Genomic DNA, 17,247 nt, shown 5'->3' with positions numbered 1-17,247 from the left:
CCCCATGCCCCATGCCCCATGCCCAATTAACATTTTTCATTGTGACTGTTGATAGCTAAAGCTTGATTAATTTGGTTGAGTAAATCTTCCATTGAAATAGATCGCGGTAATATGCGAGTGGCGATCGCACTCACAATAGTTTCCACTGAATCCAATCCATTTTTCTTTTGTCTATCGATTTCGCTGTCAGCTATCTCAGGCTGAGAAATACTTTCGGCGCGATTCAATGGCTGGTTTAGTACTAAAATTGGTGGTAATTCTAAAGGCGAATCTCCTAATGTTTTCAATGCTTTGAGTACGTCTTTGTGAATAGCTGATTCTCCTAAGCAAATTAATAATAAGTCCACGCTTTGATGACGAATTTGCTGTAAAACTTCTGCCCAACAAGGACTCATGGCTGCTTTCAAACCTGCTGTTTGCAGGTATTGAATTAAAGCTTGAAACCACTCCGATCCTCGTTCAGGTGTTTCACTAGTGATGGAGGAATTTCTTGCTGTACGATAACCTTTAGCTTGTTTGCGTCTTACCTGTGGTAAGTCGCGCAACATAGTTAAATCTACTACTAAAATGTTGGGGGGGCAGCAAACACCGGAAGCAATTTGCAGTACAGATACTAAAGCATCTGATTTTTCAGTAAAAGTGCTGCTATCTTTTCCTAATGGTGTTAGGTAAGGAAATACAGATAATCCTGGTATTTGTGAGGCTTTGAGGGTGGTTGCTACATCGCAAGTAACCAAGGGTATGGTGGCCAAGCGTGGATGTTGAATTAGTTGTTGCAAATAATTTTGGGCAATACTACTTTCAACATCGAGCAAAATTACATCAAATTGCCATACCCGCGCCAAGAGTTCTGCCTGATCTAAATCATCAACTTCAATTACCCGATGTTCTCGCAGTGAGGAGTGGGGATTGGCGGATTCAAATTCAGGATTCACTAATCTGAGAATTCGTAGTGGTGTTTTAGTTGAAAGACTGGAGTTATTGTCTGACCCTAGCAGTGAAACTCCTTGCGGAGTACATAATTTTTCTAGGAGTGGTGTCAACACCTGATATTCTACTGGCAAGCTTAAAAAGCCATCGGCTCGGTTGGCAAATGCTTGCTCTTTCTCTGCTGCGGTTGCCGTCAAAACTACAGATATATGACGAGTTGCGCTGTCAGATTTGAGTAAGGTCAGCACATCCCAACCAGAGAGCAAGGGTAGCAAGGGATTGAGAAATATCGCTATTGGTTGCAAGCGTCGGGCTTTTTCTACTGCTTCTGTGCCCGATCGCGCAATCACTACGCGATATCCCAAACTTTTAAGTTGTTCGGTTAAATCTTCGATATATCTGGCTACTGCTTCCACTACTAAAACTAGCCGTTGGGAACTAGCGGTATGATACTGCGGGGAGTTAGCGACATGCTGACGGCCGGCTGTGATAATGTCTGGTTTTTGTGTGTCTTCTGTGGTTTCCAGATCTGGTTCTGAAAAACCTGCCTTTGGCGGACTGGGGGGTAGCAGCAGTGTGAATTGGCTACCTTTACCTTCGCGAGATAAAAAGCTGACATCTCCTCCGTGGAGACGAGCCAAGGCGCGAGTTAATACTAGTCCCAAACCTGTGCCTTCAAACTGGCGGGTGAGGGGGTTTTCTAGTTGTTGGAATTTTTGAAATATTAAATGTTGCTGGTGTTCGGGAATACCGATGCCTGTATCCCAAACTGTAAAAGCAATCCATCCTTCCCAACGACTCACCCGCAACCCAATTTCCCCTGATACTTCAGTGAATTTAAAGGCGTTGGAAAGCAGATGAATTAGCATTTGGCGTAGGCGTAATTCATCGGCAACAATTTGGTCTAGACCTGGTTCAATGGAAAGGCTGAATTGGGGAGCAGAACCACGGGTATTTGGACTTGCAGGTGTAACTGTGGCTTTGCTGCTTTGGGTGTGAATGGCTTTGGCCTCAGATAAAGCGCGATCGCACACTGCCCGAATTTTCACTGGGGCTAGTGTGAGTTCCATTTGTCCAGTCTCCATCCTGGTCAAATCTAAGATGTCATTCACCACACTCATCAGATGGCGGCCGCTTTGATGAATTAGTCCTGCATAACGGGCTTGACGTTCGTTGAGTTCTCCCAACTGCTGATCTACTAACAATCGCGATAAGCCCAAAACCGCAGTCAGGGGAGTTTTTAGTTCGTGACTAATACAAGCTAAAAACTCATCTTTCAAGCGATTTAGTTGAATTAAATCGGCATTTTTGGCTGCGAGTTCTTTGCAAAGCTGCTGCTGTTCGGTGACATCAGTGGCTAAAACTAACCACAAATCACTGTTGAGTGGCATTCCAGATTCAGCACTCATCACCTTCAGCTCTGGACTATCTAAGGGAATTTTGGCAAATTGCCAAATTCGTTCCTGACCATTTTGCACTTCCACAACGCAGGTGCAAGTACCTGGTTGGCTATCCAAAAAGCAGCGACTTGATGTGGTTTCTGTGATTGTCTCTTGTTCTCTGAGGTTGTTAAGAGTCGGCAAGCATGATTGGGGCATTGGTTCGCTTCTGAGGGATACCCGTGGCGTTGGTTGTTCTTCACCACCATTGGGATGAACTTTGATCCCTCGTTGCTTGATGTATTCTGGTTTCTTGGGTCGGACGGGGGTTAGTATTGCTTCTACCTGTTGTCTAACTCCTTCTGGGTCTTTTAAAACTCCTAATTGCTGCCACCAAGCTGGATTTTTGGCTACGACTTCGCCAGTACTGGTTTCCAACATTAAAGGCCAAGGCAATGTTTCTAGCAACTTCACCAGTGGCTTTTGAATTAGCTGGGGTTGATTTGGCATCTGTGCTGGAGGAGCGTATTGAGTGAGGGAGCCGGCCATTTTTTCCTGAGCGAGCGATCGCAATAACCGTGAGGTATCCACTAGTCCCAAATATTTCCCGTCGCAGTCAATCAATGCCCAATCCAAATTTTGCTGTTTTTGAGCTTGTTGTTGAGACAAACGCCAATTCAATTGCTCTACACGCTCAGAAACTGGTATTGTCTGTATTGGTTCGATGAGAGTTTCCTCCCAAAGGGAAATTGATTGCTGTAAATTTAAATTTTTATCGTCACTATGGCCTAATAATTTTTGGATTAAACGGGCAGAGTACAGCAATCCGATTGGGTATTGCTGTTGATTGACTATTACCAAGCGATCGCACTGCTCTTTTTCAAAAATCTCCAGCACCACTGCCAGAGTAGTTGTTTGGGGGCAGCTAGGTACGGTTGCTTGAAAGTCATAAAGCGGGTAATCTAGCATTGACATAAGGCTTTGGGGGTTATTCTTCCTGCGGAAACCTCTGGCATTCCCATCTGCCACCTGCCGATGTTCTTTTCGCCTGAAGCTATATCCTCTCAGAAGACTCATATAAGCAATTTTGGTTACGATTTCAACGCCATTAAAACAATGGGACTTACACTCACGGACACTTGCTAGCGTCCGACCTGGAAAACAGAGGCAACCTTTCTTTTTAGTGCTCCTCATTTCTAGCAAATAGCCTCACCAGTGTCTTACTGGTATTTAAACTCCTCATCCATAGCCACAGCTAAAACAATTATGGCTCTAAAGATTCGCTTTAGAACCTTGAGGAATTATAATGATTTAGAATGCGACATTCCTTTAAGTTCGTTTAAGTATCTTATCAAGGAGCAAAACAAAAAAGTCTATCTATCTGTATACATATATATGCATATACAAACAAATAATAAGTTGCCGATACATACCTCATCTAAAACCTACTCAGCCCTACCACTCAGTCGCTGCACGAGGTTGTTGAGTGATTAGAATTATCTGTTGACACAGAGCGTTATTTTGGGGTGAAACCACAAAATTTACTGCACCCACAGCATTACCCTAGAAGCGTTTGCCACAATTATCAGCCCACGCTTCTTGGTCAAATCGATAGAGTAGATAGATAGACAATAAATGTTATTACCTATATTGATTTTGCAACGCGATGTTAACAAATATTTAAATAATCCGGCTAATTTAACCAACGAAAATGGTGTAATTGCTTGGATGTGTAAATTTATTTCCAGCATTTTTGGTCAATTTGATTATTCACCTGTTGCTGTCACTACCTCTGGAACAATAAATTATTCACTCAATTGGTTGCAGCGCCATCCAAGTCCACCAGATAATGGGCAGTATTTCTATGTATTTGCCAGCCACTCACAAAAAAGGCAACAGGCTTTTCAGCAGATGACTCAAGGAGAGCGTCAAGAATTACTAGACCAACTCAAGTCTGATTATGGCGAAATTCTCATAGATTACTTTACCACAGATAAAACTCTTAAAGAAAAAATTGACAAATTTATCAATACTATATTTTATGCTAATATTCCTGTGCCCCAAATTATCGAAATTCACATGGAAGTAATAGATGAATTTTCCAAACAGCTAAAATTAGAAGGAAGGAGTGATGAAGCATTAATGGATTATCGTTTGACGTTGATAGATATACTGGCTCATTTGTGCGAAGTCTATAGATCTTCGATTTCCAAATAAATTAAATTTATCAATGTTTAAATCAGCACAAACAAAAGCTGTTAGTTACTCCCAATGCACGACGCATCTTGTATTTCTCTTGTGATAATTAGCCTGTAACGATATGAATAAAGCCAGAAAGACCTACGTTCTCAAGCTTTATGTAGCAGGGAACACCCCTAATTCAGTACGGGCACTAAAAACACTCAAAAATATATTAGAACAGGAGTTTGAAGGTGTTTATGCTTTAAAAGTGATCGATGTGCTGAAAAGCCCGCAACTAGCCGAAGAAGATAAAATATTGGCTACTCCAACACTATCTAAAATTTTGCCGCCACCAGTTCGCAAAATTATCGGCGATCTTTCAGATAGAGAAAGAGTATTGATTGGGTTAGATTTACTTTATGAAGAATTAAGTGAAGAAGATTTTACCGAATAAAAAACAGGAGTCAGAATAAAGAATTCAGAAGATTCTATCTACAAAAGAATGAGAGTTTTAATAAGAAATAATTTTTAAATTTTTCCTACGCCAGAGGCAAGGTTTGAAACTGATATTCAGACGCTTACCGACACGGCAAAATTGTGCGATCGCCGAGTTATACTCAAATTGATACTGAATTCTGCATCCTGAGTTCTGAATTATTCTTCAGGGCAAATTGCATCCAACGTGTTAATAATAAAAAGAGGGTTTTCCACCCATTTGTTATCAAGCAATGAGTCAAAACGAGCAACTAGAACCAAAAAAGCCGCCGTTAATTGGGGGTGTAGAAAAAATTCGCACGATGATCGAGGGGTTTGACGATATTAGTCATGGAGGATTACCCATTGGTAGAACTACCTTGATTAGCGGCACCTCAGGTACGGGTAAAACTTTATTATCTCTTCAGTTTTTGTATAACGGTATTACCTACTTCGATGAACCAGGAGTATTTGTTACCTTTGAAGAATCCCCCAGTGATATTATTAAAAACGCTCATATTTTTGGGTGGAATTTGCCACGACTAATTGAAGAAGGCAAGTTATTTATTCTCGATGCTTCCCCCGATCCTGAAGGTCAAGATATTGTTGGTAACTTTGACCTTTCTGCACTGATTGAGCGCTTGCAATATGCCATTCGCAAATATAAAGCTAAACGAGTTTCCATAGACTCAATCACTGCGGTGTTTCAACAATATGAAGCAATGGGAGTGGTGCGGCGGGAGATTTTTCGTCTGGTAGCGCGTCTCAAACAACTCAGCGTCACCACTGTAATTACCACTGAACGCAGCGAAGAATATGGCCCCGTTGCTTCCTTTGGAGTCGAAGAATTTGTTTCTGATAATGTCGTAATTGTTCGCAACGTTTTAGAAGGAGAACGCCGCCGTCGCACAATTGAAATTCTCAAATTGCGCGGTACAACTCACATGAAAGGCGAGTATCCCTTCACAATTACTAATGAAGGAGTCAATATCTTTCCATTGGGGGCCATGCGCTTGACTCAACGTTCTTCTAATGTCAGAGTATCTTCTGGTGTTAAAACCTTAGATGAAATGTGCGGTGGTGGTTTCTTCAAAGATTCAATTATCTTAGCCACAGGAGCTACAGGAACAGGCAAAACTCTATTAGTAAGTAAATTTATTCAAGATGGTTGTCTCAATGGAGAACAAGCAATTTTATTTGCTTATGAAGAATCACGCGCCCAACTATCTCGCAACGCTTCCTCTTGGGGAATTGATTTTGAGGAACTAGAACAGCAAGGTTTACTCAAAATAATCTGTACATATCCTGAATCCACTGGCTTAGAAGACCACTTACAAATTATTAAATCAGAAATCGCGATTTTTAAACCAGCTAGAATAGCAATTGATTCACTCTCAGCATTAGCTAGAGGAGTAAGTAATAATGCATTTCGACAGTTTGTAATTGGTGTTACTGGTTATGCCAAACAAGAAGAAATCACTGGTTTCTTTACTAACACAACCGACCAATTTATGGGATCGCATTCAATTACAGACTCTCATATCTCCACGATTACCGATACAATTTTGATGTTACAGTACGTAGAAATTCGCGGCGAAATGTCGCGGGCAATTAACGTATTTAAAATGAGAGGGTCTTGGCACGATAAAGGCATTCGCGAGTATAATATCACTGCTGATGGGCCAGAAATTAAAGATTCATTCCGGAACTACGAACGGATTGTTAGTGGTGCTCCTACTCGCGTTAGTATCGACGAAAAGGCGGAACTTTCTCGGATTGTTAAACGTTTTGAAGATAAACAGAGTTCCGAATCCTAAATTTAGTATCGTAGTATATTCATTCCTAAATTTAGTATCGTGCTATATTCTGTGGTGAAGAAAGGTTTTCTGCCGCTAGATTGATTTTCGTGTGAGGGGATGCGGTGAAAGGACAGCAATTATTCCATAGCTTCTTGCCTGGTGTGACAGCAGCGGTCTTAACAACTCAGCCTGCTTGGGCTGATACTGTAAAAGTCAGTGGGGTACAGCTGGCATCTTCTCCAAGTGTTTCGACCTCTACCTATGGTCAAACCTTGGTTGTAGATTTCATGAATACGCAATTGCCGAAAACAGCAAATGTTAGTATTCCAACCCTATTACCTGCTCCTGGTTTTAGTAAGTTTAGTGTGAAGCCTTTAAGTAATAACAGTATTCCAGTTTTTCTGGCTGGAAATACTAATGTGTCAATAGAACAAGTAGCTCAAAAAGATAAAGTTAGACTTTTGAATTTAACGCCTACCTCTGGTTCTTCCCAACAACCAGATATCAAGCGTTCTACCGAAAGTAACAACAAACAGAGCAATTTAAATCCCTATTGGCAGAAATTAAAGAAGATCGTAGTTCCTGACTACACTTCTCAACCTGCATCTGCTCAAAAAGAAATTTTGTCCTTGTCTGCTTCACAGCAGCCAGTGGTTCAAAAGATAAATACCGTTACTCAGTTGCAGACATTTTTACAGACTTCGCCTACAGGTGCAGGGACAGCAAAACTGTTGTCAGCAGAAGGCTGTCCGCAACAAAACTTGACAAAAACCACAACTGATTTGGCTGCTTTGCTGGTGACCTCAAACACCTGCCAACAAAAAAATCCTGTGGAAAAACGTGTGGCTCAGAGTGAGACTATACCTCCCACAGATTCGACACCAACTCCCACTGTGCCAGGAAGCGTTACTCCTGTACCAGCTGGTTCGACACCAACTTTGCCAGGAAGCGTTACTCCTGTACCAGCTGGTTCGACACCAACTTTGCCAGGAAGTGTTACTCCTGTACCCCCAAGTCAAGTGGAAATTCCAGAGAAACTGATTCAAAATGCTAATCCTCTGCAATTTCCTACCAAAACTGAGGAAGTGACAGTCCAGGAAAATCAGCCGATTACTTTGACACAGGCTCTAGAATTAGCACGGCGTAACAATCGGGATTTACAAGTGGCTTTATTGGAGCTACAACGCAGCCGATATGCCTTAAAAGAGGCGGAAGCTGGTTTATTGCCGACTCTTGGGATTAGTGCGGATCTGACTCGCAGTCAATCTTCTAGTAGCCAGCTTCAGCAAGAATTAAGCGGGCCAAACAGTTTAAGCTCCACAGATGAACCAAACACAAGTTTTTCTGGGCAAGCACAACTGTCCTATGACCTGTATACCTCTGGATTGGGTAAAGCCCGTAGAAACGCCGCTAGGGAACAGGTACGCTTCAATGAGTTGGCTGTAGAAAGTCAGTCCGAGGAAATTCGCTTGAATGTGACGACTGACTACTACAATTTACAACAATCGGACGAACAAGTACGTATTGCCCAGTCGGCTGTACAGAACTCAGAGGCTAGTTTGCGCGATGCAGAAGCTTTAGAGCGAGCTGGGGTTGGTACGCGGTTTGATGTGTTGCGATCGCAAGTGAATTTAGCAAACGCCCAACAAGATTTAACTAATGCCAGATCCCAGCAAGCAATTGCCCGTCGTCAGTTGGCTACTCGGATCAGTTTACCCCAGGGAATAAACATCAGTGCCGCCGATCCCGTACAATTGGCTGGTCTTTGGGATTTGACATTAGAAGAAAGCATCGTGCGAGCTTTTCAAAATCGCCCAGAACTCCAACAACAGTTAGCACAACGTAATATTAACGAACAACAGCGTCGGCAAGCCCTGGCAGAACTTGGCCCACAAATTAGTTTAGTAGCCAGCTATGACTTGCTAGACCAGTTTGATGATAGCGTTAGTGTTACAGATGGTTATTCCTTTGGAGTGCGAGCCACCCTCAATTTGTATGATGGGGGAGCAGCAAGAGCGAGGGCATCTCAGCAGAAAGTGAATATTGCGATCGCAGAAACTCAATTTGCCGAACAGCGCAACCAAATCCGCTTTCAAGTAGAACAAGCCTTTTCTAACCAGCAATCTAATTTGGAGAACGTTCAAACCGCTAATACCGCTTTAGAACAAGCCAGGGAAGCTTTACGTTTAGCACGTTTGCGATTCCAAGCTGGTGTAGGTACTCAAACTGATGTGATTAACTCTGAAAACGACCTAACAAGAGCTGAAGGTAATCGAGTCACAGCAATCTTAGATTACAATCGTGCTTTAGCTCAATTGCAAAGGTCTGTTACCCTCAGAGGACTACGGTAGTTACCCAAAACTCAACCGCATAACTTCAATTGAGTAGCCTTTCTGATGAAAAGTCTCCAAAAGCCTCATTTTTCAGTAACTCAACTGGGAAATGGGGCTTTTTGCTAAAAATTGGCATGGGGCATGGGGCATTGGACATGAGGATATGTATAGCTTCTCTTTCACAGACGCTAGCGCGAACCCGCAGGGTGGGAGCTGGGGAGATGGGGAGATGAGTTTTTCCCCTCTGCACCTAGAGCCTAGACCTCTTGCAATCAATTGCTTTTTGCACTCTTGTGGGGAAAGGGAAAATACCAAACCTTTCCCCCTTTCCCCTTACCCTTTTCCCGACTTCTCTTAGAAGTCTCCTCTTCTGCCCAACGCCCAATTTTCACGTGAAGTGTCAAAATTGAACTAACATAACTGAGTGTGCGATCGCTCGCCTTGTCAAAGACTCATGACTAAAGTAACATCCAAAGAAATTGCACAGTTTCGCTCTCAATTGGCAGACGATCCCAGCGATATGGAAGCCCTGGATTTGATTGAAGACTGTGATGGAGATTTAGAAGACGCTGCGATGACACTAGCTATCCGTGCGGGACAACAACCAGAAAGAGCAAATTCTGAATGGTTAGATGCTTTGGCTAGAAAATGGCGTGCGGTCATTTGCGAACAAGAATTTCGGGAAGATTTACTCAATAGTTCCCTTGGGACAATGATGGAACATCTCAAAACAACGCCCACATTTCCCAAAATCTTGGCAACGCCTGTTTTAATTTATGTCCTCAAGCAAGGGGTGAATAATTTTTGTGAGCCACTGGATTCGTTAAAGTAAAAGGGATTGGGGATTGCAGATTGGGTAATCAGCATAAAAGTGAGTAGGGAATCGGGAGTCGGGAGTGGGGAAACCTTTGCCGATGGGCAAATCCTACTAACTCTAAACTCCAAACTCCAAACTCCAAACTCTTAACTCCAAACTCCAAACTCCTAACTCCAAGACTGATACCCTGTTAATTAGGGCAAAACTTTTAGAAAAGTGTTGTAGTATCAATGAATTACCTTGTTGCCGTATTACCAGACCGCATTCAAGCTGAAGCTGCTTACTTAGCTTTAGAAAAAGAAGCCATAAAAAGTACCATCTTGGGGAAGGGATATAAAACTGCTGATGAGTTTGGCTTAATTGACCCTAAAGACCAAGCCAAAAAGCAAGCACAGCTGATGGCAACTTGGCTGATACCATTTGGTTTTTTTGCGGGTTTTACCTTCAGCCTGATTACCGGTTTGCACACTTTTGCCTGGGCGGGTGAAATTGGCAATCACATTGTTGGCGGACTGTTGGGTGCTGCTAGTGGTGCTATGGGTGGTGTGTTTGTCGGTGGCGGGGTTGGTTTGTTGGTAGGTAGTGGTGATGCTTTACCCTACCGTAACCGATTGGATGCGGGGAAATACTTAATTGTAGTTCAAGACTCTGAAGTTGTGACTCGTCAGGCAACCAAGATATTAAGGCAATTTGAGCCAGAAAATATTCAAGGTTATGCGGACACAAGTAGCGTGTAGCAAATGAATCCAAATAAAATGGGAATTAAAGTTAGAATCTATTTAAGTAAAGGGCATGGGGCATAGGGCATAGGGCATTGGTAAAAGATAAATGAAATGACTAATGACTAATGACTAAGCGCAAAGTCTGAGCGGAGGTTTCCGACCATCAGAACTTTGTAAGAGATGACTAATAACTAATGACTAATTCAGAATGTTGCCACGAGAAGAACTTTTAAAGGGTGTTGAAAATCGAGATAGTGTAGCTCGTGTAATTGACCAAGCAGAGCAAGCTATTAAGACTTGGGAAGTAGTTGTGACGGATTTTTTATCTCCTCCAGAATTGGCGGAAATTCAACGAGTATTTAGCCGATTAACAGAGGTGCAATTAGTGGTATGGGGTGGATATCCGCAAGCTGAACGCCAAAGAATAGCGATCGCTCGTTCGGAACTGCCGTTAGATGCATCTCAAGTCAGCCTTATAGCACTAGAAATTGCTGGTAATTTCTTGTTTGATACCGCCACTCACCGGGACTTTTTAGGTGCAATGCTGGGGACAGGAATTGTCCGTGAAAAGACAGGAGATATCATTGTTTTGGGAGAAAGAGGAGCGCAGGCCATTGTTGCACCAGAGTTGGCAGAATTTTTGTCAATGAATCTTAAACAGGTGCGATCGGTTCCTGTGAAAACTCAACCAATTGAGATTACGGAATTAAAAGTTCGAGAACCAAAGAAAAAAGAATTAACTACTGTGGAAGCTTCTTTGCGATTAGATGCGATCGCCTCTGCTGGTTTTGGTATGTCCCGCAGTAAAATGGTTGATTTAATTGACTCTGGTGATGTGCGCGTCAATTGGAAAGAAGTAACTCAAGCTAGTTCTCAAGTTAAATCAGGTGATTTAATCGCCATCCGCTCTAAAGGACGTTTAGAAGTTGGAGAAATTGCTGTTACTAAAAAAGACCGTTACCGCGTCCAACTAACTCGGTACATGTAAATAGAACTACCAAGTTTAAAAATAATTGAGAAAGATGGATTTACTAAACCTAAATTCAAAACTTTATTACCAATCGAAAATCCAAAATTGTATTACGTTTTAAACCTTTTTGCCAAAATATTCAGCAGAATTTTTCGCGGCACTAATCCAGCTAATATACTTCTAATTTGAGTGGCAACATCACCAATAATAACCGTAGGTTGCCACTCTTCTAAAGCTTTTAGAGATTCGCGAACTACTTCTTCAGAGGAATAGACTGTTTCTGTGCTTCCTGCTAAAGCTGGAGGAAAATTAGCTTCTGTAAAAAAATTTGTTTCGATTGGCCCTGGACAGGTAACTAAAATACGCACACCATATTGACGATTTTCTGCCCACAGTGCTTGACTAAAGCTAAGAATAAAAGCTTTACTAGCAGCATAAACAGAAAGATATGGTATCGGTTGAAATCCAGTAATTGAGGATACGTTAATAATACTTCCAGAACGACGTTGCCGCATTATTGGTAGAAATTTATGAGTTAAATCTACCAATGCCAAAATGTTTAACTGCACAATTTTAACTTGTCTTTCTCTATCTGATTCAGCAAAGTCACCATAGGAACCAAAACCAGCATTGTTAATTAATAAATCAATGGTTAATCCCTTTGTTTGTATCGCATCGAATACAGCAGCAGCGGCATTAGGTTCTGTAAGGTCTTTAGCGATAACATCTACTTTAACTTGATATTTTTCTTTGAATTTTTTAGCTAATTGGTTGAGTTTATCTTCAGAACGAGCAACGAGGACAAGATTTGTTTCGCGTGCAGCTAATTCCTCGGCAAAAGCTTTACCAATACCACTAGAAGCACCAGTAATTAAAGCAGTTGACATTATAAATATTCAAATAACTTTTAGCATTTTTTAAATATTAGCCATCATACATATAAATTTTAACTACCAAAAGTTATATACCTCAAAGATTAAAACTAACATCCAGTCATAACTAAGCTATTAGGCTTTTAAATGGCACAGTGTTTCATGGAGTTAACCGCTGACGACCAACACGAAACAAGGTGTCACTTCAATGCAGGGCTACCATTGTTCAGCCCAATAGATAATTTCTGAGGCAGAACTATTAATTGCAACGCCATAGCTATCTCCATGATTCCATTTGAAACCAGGTTTACCTCTATCTGTTGCATTTAAAACTAATATTTCATATTCATTTGTAAAAGTTCCCTCAGAAGAATCATTGGTGTAGAAAAAAGTAGTTGGCACACCGTTTGGTTGATTTATATGGTCGTTTGTGTCGCCTCCTCGATATTGATATTTGGCATTATTTCTATATTGTGAAAGTAGTTTTTTAATTTTTTCTGGAGAGTGCTTCAATCTGATTTGAAAAAAACTGCCTCCTTGTAAAAATCCAGGAGAGTAAGCCATACGAATATCTTTAGCATCTGTGGGGATTTGATTCGGAAAATGTTTTACATCCTCAAAGTCATACCATAATTGATTGCGAATTTCTTGATAGCGTGTTGTATCAGTGATAATTTCAGGTTCGCTACTATTGCTAAAAGCTTTTCTGAGGAAAAAACTTCCTCCAACAATACCAAGACTGCCAAGGGAAAATAGAACTATCATCACAGCTTGGATTATATGTGAGCGCTTCATTGAGTTGGGTATGTGTAATTTTTACAGCGATATACCCAACTACTAAACTATATTCGTACTATTGCGGATATTATATTAGAGATATTAACGAAAAATTTGCGTACTGATAGTGAATTTTAATTTTTCGTAAAATTTTTATGAAGATGGGGATACTTACTTAGTCAAATACCGCAGGTTGTTTTGGTTGAAGTTATGGGAATCTGATTTGATTTTTGAAAAAATCCAAGTAGATGTAAGGTGTATTTTTGCCAACCACCAGACAGAGGTAGGCAGATATTTATAACTCAGCAGACTAGGAAACGTTCTAAAATTAATCTCACAACTATCTTTTGTTTTTTCAATTCTTCCTGATCGAGTAGGAGCTATAGCGGAATATATAAATAGTAGATGCACCTTAATTAAATCACAGCCCTCAGCTTTAAACTGGGGGCTTTATTTATTGTTGATAATTTTTATTCGCTAAAATTAAAATTTTCTGAAAAAGTTCAATTTGCCCGGATAGAGCAAGAATATAAAAGGATTAATAAATGGTAGATGCACTCTAATAAATCACATAAGTCTTAGCCCTCAGCCTTGGGGTTGGGGCTTTTATTATTTAAATATAGATGGTAATAAACTGGGAGCTAACCAGAAGGCATAACCAATAAATCCAAATAGTAAAGTAATCATGCCCGTAATGGCGTAGCTTATACAAATTAATAAACCATCAGATTCGATGGTAGCAACAGTTAAAAGTAAAATACCTACAGTGGGAATGGGATTTGTAAACGGAATTGGTGATATTAGTAATATTGTTAACCACGTGATACAAAAGCCATTGATTCGCCAAGTCAAAGGATTATGAGCTATTTTTCTCAATCGGGGACGGGTGATTTTCTGTAAAACTTTCGTCAAACGTCCCAAGTTTTGTAAAAGTAATTCGGCAAAGGGACGAGGAAATTTATAGTTAGCAATTCTTTTTGGCAACCAAGGCGATCGCCTTCCTAAAAGCATTTGCACTGACAACAGCAAACAAGCACCACCAAAAGGGCCAGTTAATCCCGGTGGCATGGGAAACAAAAACGGCAAAACTAATAATGCAATCACTAGGCTAAAACCTCGTTCTGAGGTTTCAGCCAGAATATCACCTAGAGTCAGGGGTTGTTCGGCTAGGCGTTGTAACAACGATTTTATATCTTGAGAAAATCTCAGATGCATTTGGCGTCAGTTAATGCTTATTATTCAGAGGGAGTGGCTACCGGAGTAGGAAGTGGAAGAGATGAGGAAAATAACTCCAAACTCTTAACTCTTAACTCCTAACTTCCAACTCCTAACTCTTATAATCTTCACCTATGCGGGTACTAAAACAGCTACAGCTTTAGGTATAACTCGGAAATGGGCAGGTGTGTAAGTAGTGATTTCACCATCTGTATTAATAGGACGTGGTTTGCGAGTAGACAATAGTATTTCTTGACCTTGATGAGAACGTACACTTTGCCAATGTATATGCCGCCCTTGTCGCATGGCAGGTAATAATAAGATAATCTGCCACCAATGTTGAATTTCTAAGCTATAAAGATCCAGTCTTTGGTCATCTATGGCTGCGTCATCTGCCACTGCCATGCCACCACCATAATAACGACCGTTACCTACGGCTATTTGCACTGTTTTCACACGAATTGATTCACCATTAATGGTAATCTCAGCCCTAAAAGGTCTAGATGACCAAATCACTTGCAATGCAGTGGCGGCGTAAGCAAATACTCCCCAACGGCGTTTAGCTTCTTTGGTAAGTCGTTGGGTAATTTTGACACTCAATCCCAAACTAGCAACATTAAAAAAGTGCTTGCCATTTACCCAACCTAAATCAATGCGGTGTAAATTTCCCTGGGCAATAATATTACAAGCTTCATTCAAAGAGTTGGGAATTTTTAAAGTTCTTGCTAAATCATTGGCAGTTCCCAAAGGCAAAATTCCCAAGGGTAACTGAGTTTCAACTAAAGCATCCACCGCAGCATTAAGAGTGCCATCGCCGCCACCAATTATTACTAAATCAACTTGATGTTGATAGCGAAGTATGACTTCATGAAGTTGTTTAGGATGTTCTGTAGACTCTTCAATTAAAATAAAGCCAAGTGTCTTCAAATAATCAATTGCTTCAGACAAACCCTTTTGACCCTGGCGGGCATGACGATTTACTAATAGCAGTGCGCGGCAACTCATGGTTAGTACCTTTTGTAGTTAATATTTCCAAGTATCCGCATTTGTTGACTCAGCTGAATTTTAACTATTACAAAATTTTTTCGGTCGATGGCAGTTGTGCAAAATTTTTGCTATCGATATTAATTATATTGTTAGACCTGGAATTTTTTTGCTTCTATTTTGTTTAATTTAACTTTATCAGCTATTAATATTTTAATAATCAGTGCAGAGAGTGATGATGGCAACTCCAACTACACACTGAGGAATTTTTGCATAAAGCCTTAAAGCTATAGGAATTCGGTTTGATATCTGAAATGATTTACGTAGTCTGGCAAAAGGCAACAAGGCAACAGGCAAAAGGGTTTCAGAGAATATAGGTGTACGGAGTCATTTTCCAAAATCAAATAGACGTTTTATACAAAAATTGTTGTCATAATTTTGTAGTATCCCAGGAACAAATGGCATAGTAGTGTTATCTATATGACTAGTGCCTGAATCTACGTGGTTTTAGGCAAGGTATAAAAGCGTTGGCAGAGTTTTCTGTGATTGGAAAATTGTTATGCGAAGTCCAAAAAAATAAATGATTCCGGTTAATGTGTTGACTGTTGAGTGTTAACTGTGAACCGTCAACAGGGAACAATCTTCTATGGAATAATTTTTTACTTGGAAGTTCCTATTCCTTCTAATTGACTAAATTAATTGATAAAAAAAATCATGAATTCATCAATGCATCGAATTAAATTTTGGGTACTTTTTCCACTTACCCTAATATTTGGTTGTTCAGATCAATTGCTTCAATCTAGTCCCACCGTCGCCAACTCTCAGCCAGCAGTGACTAAAGAAAATAGCCCGACTTTGTTAGCAAAAGCCACTTATCTTTCACCACTGGAACAACAGGTAATTGCGGAAACAAATAAAGTCAGAACAAATCCCCAGGCATATGTGCCGATTTTGGAAAACTATCGCCAGCGCTTTCAAGGTAACCGAGTCAAAATTTCTAATAATACTTATTTAGTAACTCAAGAAGGAGGAAAAGCAGTCGATGAAGCGATCGCATTTTTGAAATCAGCACGTCCCGTAGGTGCTTTGAGTCCGTCCCAAGGTATGTCTTTAGCTGCAAAAGACCATGTTAAAGACCAAGGGCCAAAAGGTGCAACAGGTCATGATGGTAGCGATGGTAGCAACCCTTTTACTCGGATTAATCGATATGGTAGATGGCTGATAACCGCAGGTGAAAATATCAGTTATGGGCCAAACACCGCCCAAGATATCGTCATGCAATTAATTATTGATGATGGTGTCCCCGATCGCGGTCATCGCAAAAACATTTTTAACACCAATTTTAAAGTCTCTGGTGTAGCTTTTGGAATTCACAAATCATATAGAACAGTTTGTGTTATTAACTACGCTGGTGGTTATCAGGAAAAATGATGCCAATTCAAAATTCAAAATTCAAAATTCAAAATTAAGAAAACCGATAGAACAAGGATTTGGCAGCCTGTATCTGTCGCATTCTTTTTTTTAAATTGGTATGATTTAAAGGGGGTGTATGAGGAGATAAGAGGACAAGCGGAAGACTTATAAAGTTCATTTTAGGAAATTTTTGACGACATTATTATTAAGTAGATCGGTTATCATTTTAGTAAGTTCTTCCCATTTGATTCGCACTTCTTTTCTTAAATTATCTCTTTTGCTTGTTTTTTCCATTGCTATAATTGTATCTTGATTTCCCCCAATTTTTATAATTCCAATTTCATTATCTTCTAAAATTAATTCTTTAAGTAAATTAAAAGT

Annotated in this window: 14 protein-coding genes; 8 read left to right on the top strand and 6 right to left on the bottom strand. The window is 40.5% G+C overall.

Annotation, left to right across the window (positions count from 1 at the left end; all coding sequences use genetic code 11):
- Positions 1-26 precede the first annotated feature (26 nt).
- Positions 27-3,284 carry an ATP-binding protein gene (locus GNE10_RS18995; RefSeq protein ID WP_185566504.1) on the bottom strand — a complete coding sequence of 1,086 codons (3,258 nt, stop codon included), beginning with the start codon at positions 3,282-3,284 and terminating at the stop codon, positions 27-29.
- 660 nt (positions 3,285-3,944) lie between these two features.
- Between GNE10_RS18995 and GNE10_RS18990 the strand changes: the two genes are divergently transcribed.
- From GNE10_RS18990 to GNE10_RS18960, 7 genes are all read left to right on the top strand, one after another.
- Complete coding sequence (locus tag GNE10_RS18990) at positions 3,945-4,526, top strand: KaiA family protein (RefSeq protein WP_185566502.1); 582 nt, start codon at positions 3,945-3,947, stop codon at positions 4,524-4,526.
- A 103-nt stretch (positions 4,527-4,629) separates the two neighbouring features.
- Positions 4,630-4,944, top strand: coding sequence for a circadian clock protein KaiB (kaiB, locus tag GNE10_RS18985; protein ID WP_073642657.1), 315 nt, complete (start codon positions 4,630-4,632; stop codon positions 4,942-4,944).
- Positions 4,945-5,218: 274 nt separating this feature from the next.
- Positions 5,219-6,781: a circadian clock protein KaiC gene (gene kaiC / locus GNE10_RS18980; RefSeq protein WP_185566501.1), complete on the top strand. Its 1,563-nt coding sequence runs from the start codon at positions 5,219-5,221 to the stop codon at positions 6,779-6,781.
- Positions 6,782-6,885: 104 nt separating this feature from the next.
- Complete coding sequence (locus GNE10_RS18975; protein ID WP_185566500.1) at positions 6,886-9,114, top strand: TolC family protein; 2,229 nt, start codon at positions 6,886-6,888, stop codon at positions 9,112-9,114.
- Between the two features lie 436 nt (positions 9,115-9,550).
- Positions 9,551-9,928, top strand: a complete 378-nt coding sequence (locus GNE10_RS18970; protein ID WP_099068326.1) for a hypothetical protein — start codon at positions 9,551-9,553, stop codon at positions 9,926-9,928.
- 215 nt (positions 9,929-10,143) lie between these two features.
- Complete coding sequence (locus GNE10_RS18965) at positions 10,144-10,650, top strand: hypothetical protein (protein ID WP_185566499.1); 507 nt, start codon at positions 10,144-10,146, stop codon at positions 10,648-10,650.
- A gap of 193 nt (positions 10,651-10,843) precedes the next feature.
- Positions 10,844-11,623, top strand: coding sequence for a photosystem II S4 domain protein (locus GNE10_RS18960; protein ID WP_099068328.1), 780 nt, complete (start codon positions 10,844-10,846; stop codon positions 11,621-11,623).
- A gap of 92 nt (positions 11,624-11,715) precedes the next feature.
- On the opposite strand, the gene GNE10_RS18955 is transcribed toward GNE10_RS18960, so the two are convergent.
- The 4 genes from GNE10_RS18955 to GNE10_RS18940 all read right to left on the bottom strand — a co-directional run bounded on the left by GNE10_RS18955 (position 11,716) and on the right by GNE10_RS18940 (position 15,474).
- Positions 11,716-12,492 (bottom strand): SDR family oxidoreductase, encoded by a 777-nt coding sequence (locus GNE10_RS18955; protein ID WP_185566498.1) that lies wholly within the window; start codon positions 12,490-12,492, stop codon positions 11,716-11,718.
- Positions 12,493-12,693: 201 nt separating this feature from the next.
- Positions 12,694-13,272: a hypothetical protein gene (locus tag GNE10_RS18950; protein WP_185566497.1), complete on the bottom strand. Its 579-nt coding sequence runs from the start codon at positions 13,270-13,272 to the stop codon at positions 12,694-12,696.
- A 591-nt stretch (positions 13,273-13,863) separates the two neighbouring features.
- Positions 13,864-14,469, bottom strand: coding sequence for an exopolysaccharide biosynthesis protein (locus GNE10_RS18945; RefSeq protein ID WP_099068330.1), 606 nt, complete (start codon positions 14,467-14,469; stop codon positions 13,864-13,866).
- A 132-nt stretch (positions 14,470-14,601) separates the two neighbouring features.
- Entirely contained in the window at positions 14,602-15,474 is an 873-nt protein-coding gene (locus GNE10_RS18940) for a lipid kinase (RefSeq protein ID WP_185566496.1), read from the bottom strand.
- A gap of 705 nt (positions 15,475-16,179) precedes the next feature.
- On the opposite strand from GNE10_RS18940, the gene GNE10_RS18935 reads away from it, so the two are divergent.
- A complete protein-coding gene (locus GNE10_RS18935; protein ID WP_185566503.1) occupies positions 16,180-16,884 on the top strand; it encodes a CAP domain-containing protein in 705 nt (234 codons plus the stop codon).
- A 156-nt stretch (positions 16,885-17,040) separates the two neighbouring features.
- Here GNE10_RS18935 and GNE10_RS18930 read toward each other — a convergent pair.
- A partial coding sequence (locus GNE10_RS18930; RefSeq protein WP_185566495.1) for a hypothetical protein occupies positions 17,041-17,247 on the bottom strand: 207 nt, incomplete at its 5' end.

The sequence above is a fragment of the Nostoc sp. 2RC genome, from assembly GCF_014222165.1.
Lineage (GTDB): Bacteria > Cyanobacteriota > Cyanobacteriia > Cyanobacteriales > Nostocaceae > Nostoc > Nostoc linckia.
The sequence above is the reverse complement of the archived record's forward strand: the minus strand, read 5'-3'. Positions and strand labels throughout refer to the sequence as shown.

Coding starts and splice junctions, on each gene's coding strand:
- GNE10_RS18935 (WP_185566503.1), top strand. CDS start 16,180: ATGCATCGAATTAAATTTTGGGTACTTTTTCCACTTACCCTAATATTT.
- GNE10_RS18945 (WP_099068330.1), bottom strand. CDS start 14,469: ATGCATCTGAGATTTTCTCAAGATATAAAATCGTTGTTACAACGCCTA.
- GNE10_RS18990 (WP_185566502.1), top strand. CDS start 3,945: ATGTTATTACCTATATTGATTTTGCAACGCGATGTTAACAAATATTTA.
- GNE10_RS18995 (WP_185566504.1), bottom strand. CDS start 3,284: ATGTCAATGCTAGATTACCCGCTTTATGACTTTCAAGCAACCGTACCT.
- kaiC (WP_185566501.1), top strand. CDS start 5,219: ATGAGTCAAAACGAGCAACTAGAACCAAAAAAGCCGCCGTTAATTGGG.
- GNE10_RS18960 (WP_099068328.1), top strand. CDS start 10,844: ATGTTGCCACGAGAAGAACTTTTAAAGGGTGTTGAAAATCGAGATAGT.
- kaiB (WP_073642657.1), top strand. CDS start 4,630: ATGAATAAAGCCAGAAAGACCTACGTTCTCAAGCTTTATGTAGCAGGG.
- GNE10_RS18970 (WP_099068326.1), top strand. CDS start 9,551: ATGACTAAAGTAACATCCAAAGAAATTGCACAGTTTCGCTCTCAATTG.
- GNE10_RS18955 (WP_185566498.1), bottom strand. CDS start 12,492: ATGTCAACTGCTTTAATTACTGGTGCTTCTAGTGGTATTGGTAAAGCT.
- GNE10_RS18950 (WP_185566497.1), bottom strand. CDS start 13,272: ATGAAGCGCTCACATATAATCCAAGCTGTGATGATAGTTCTATTTTCC.
- GNE10_RS18940 (WP_185566496.1), bottom strand. CDS start 15,474: ATGAGTTGCCGCGCACTGCTATTAGTAAATCGTCATGCCCGCCAGGGT.
- GNE10_RS18965 (WP_185566499.1), top strand. CDS start 10,144: ATGAATTACCTTGTTGCCGTATTACCAGACCGCATTCAAGCTGAAGCT.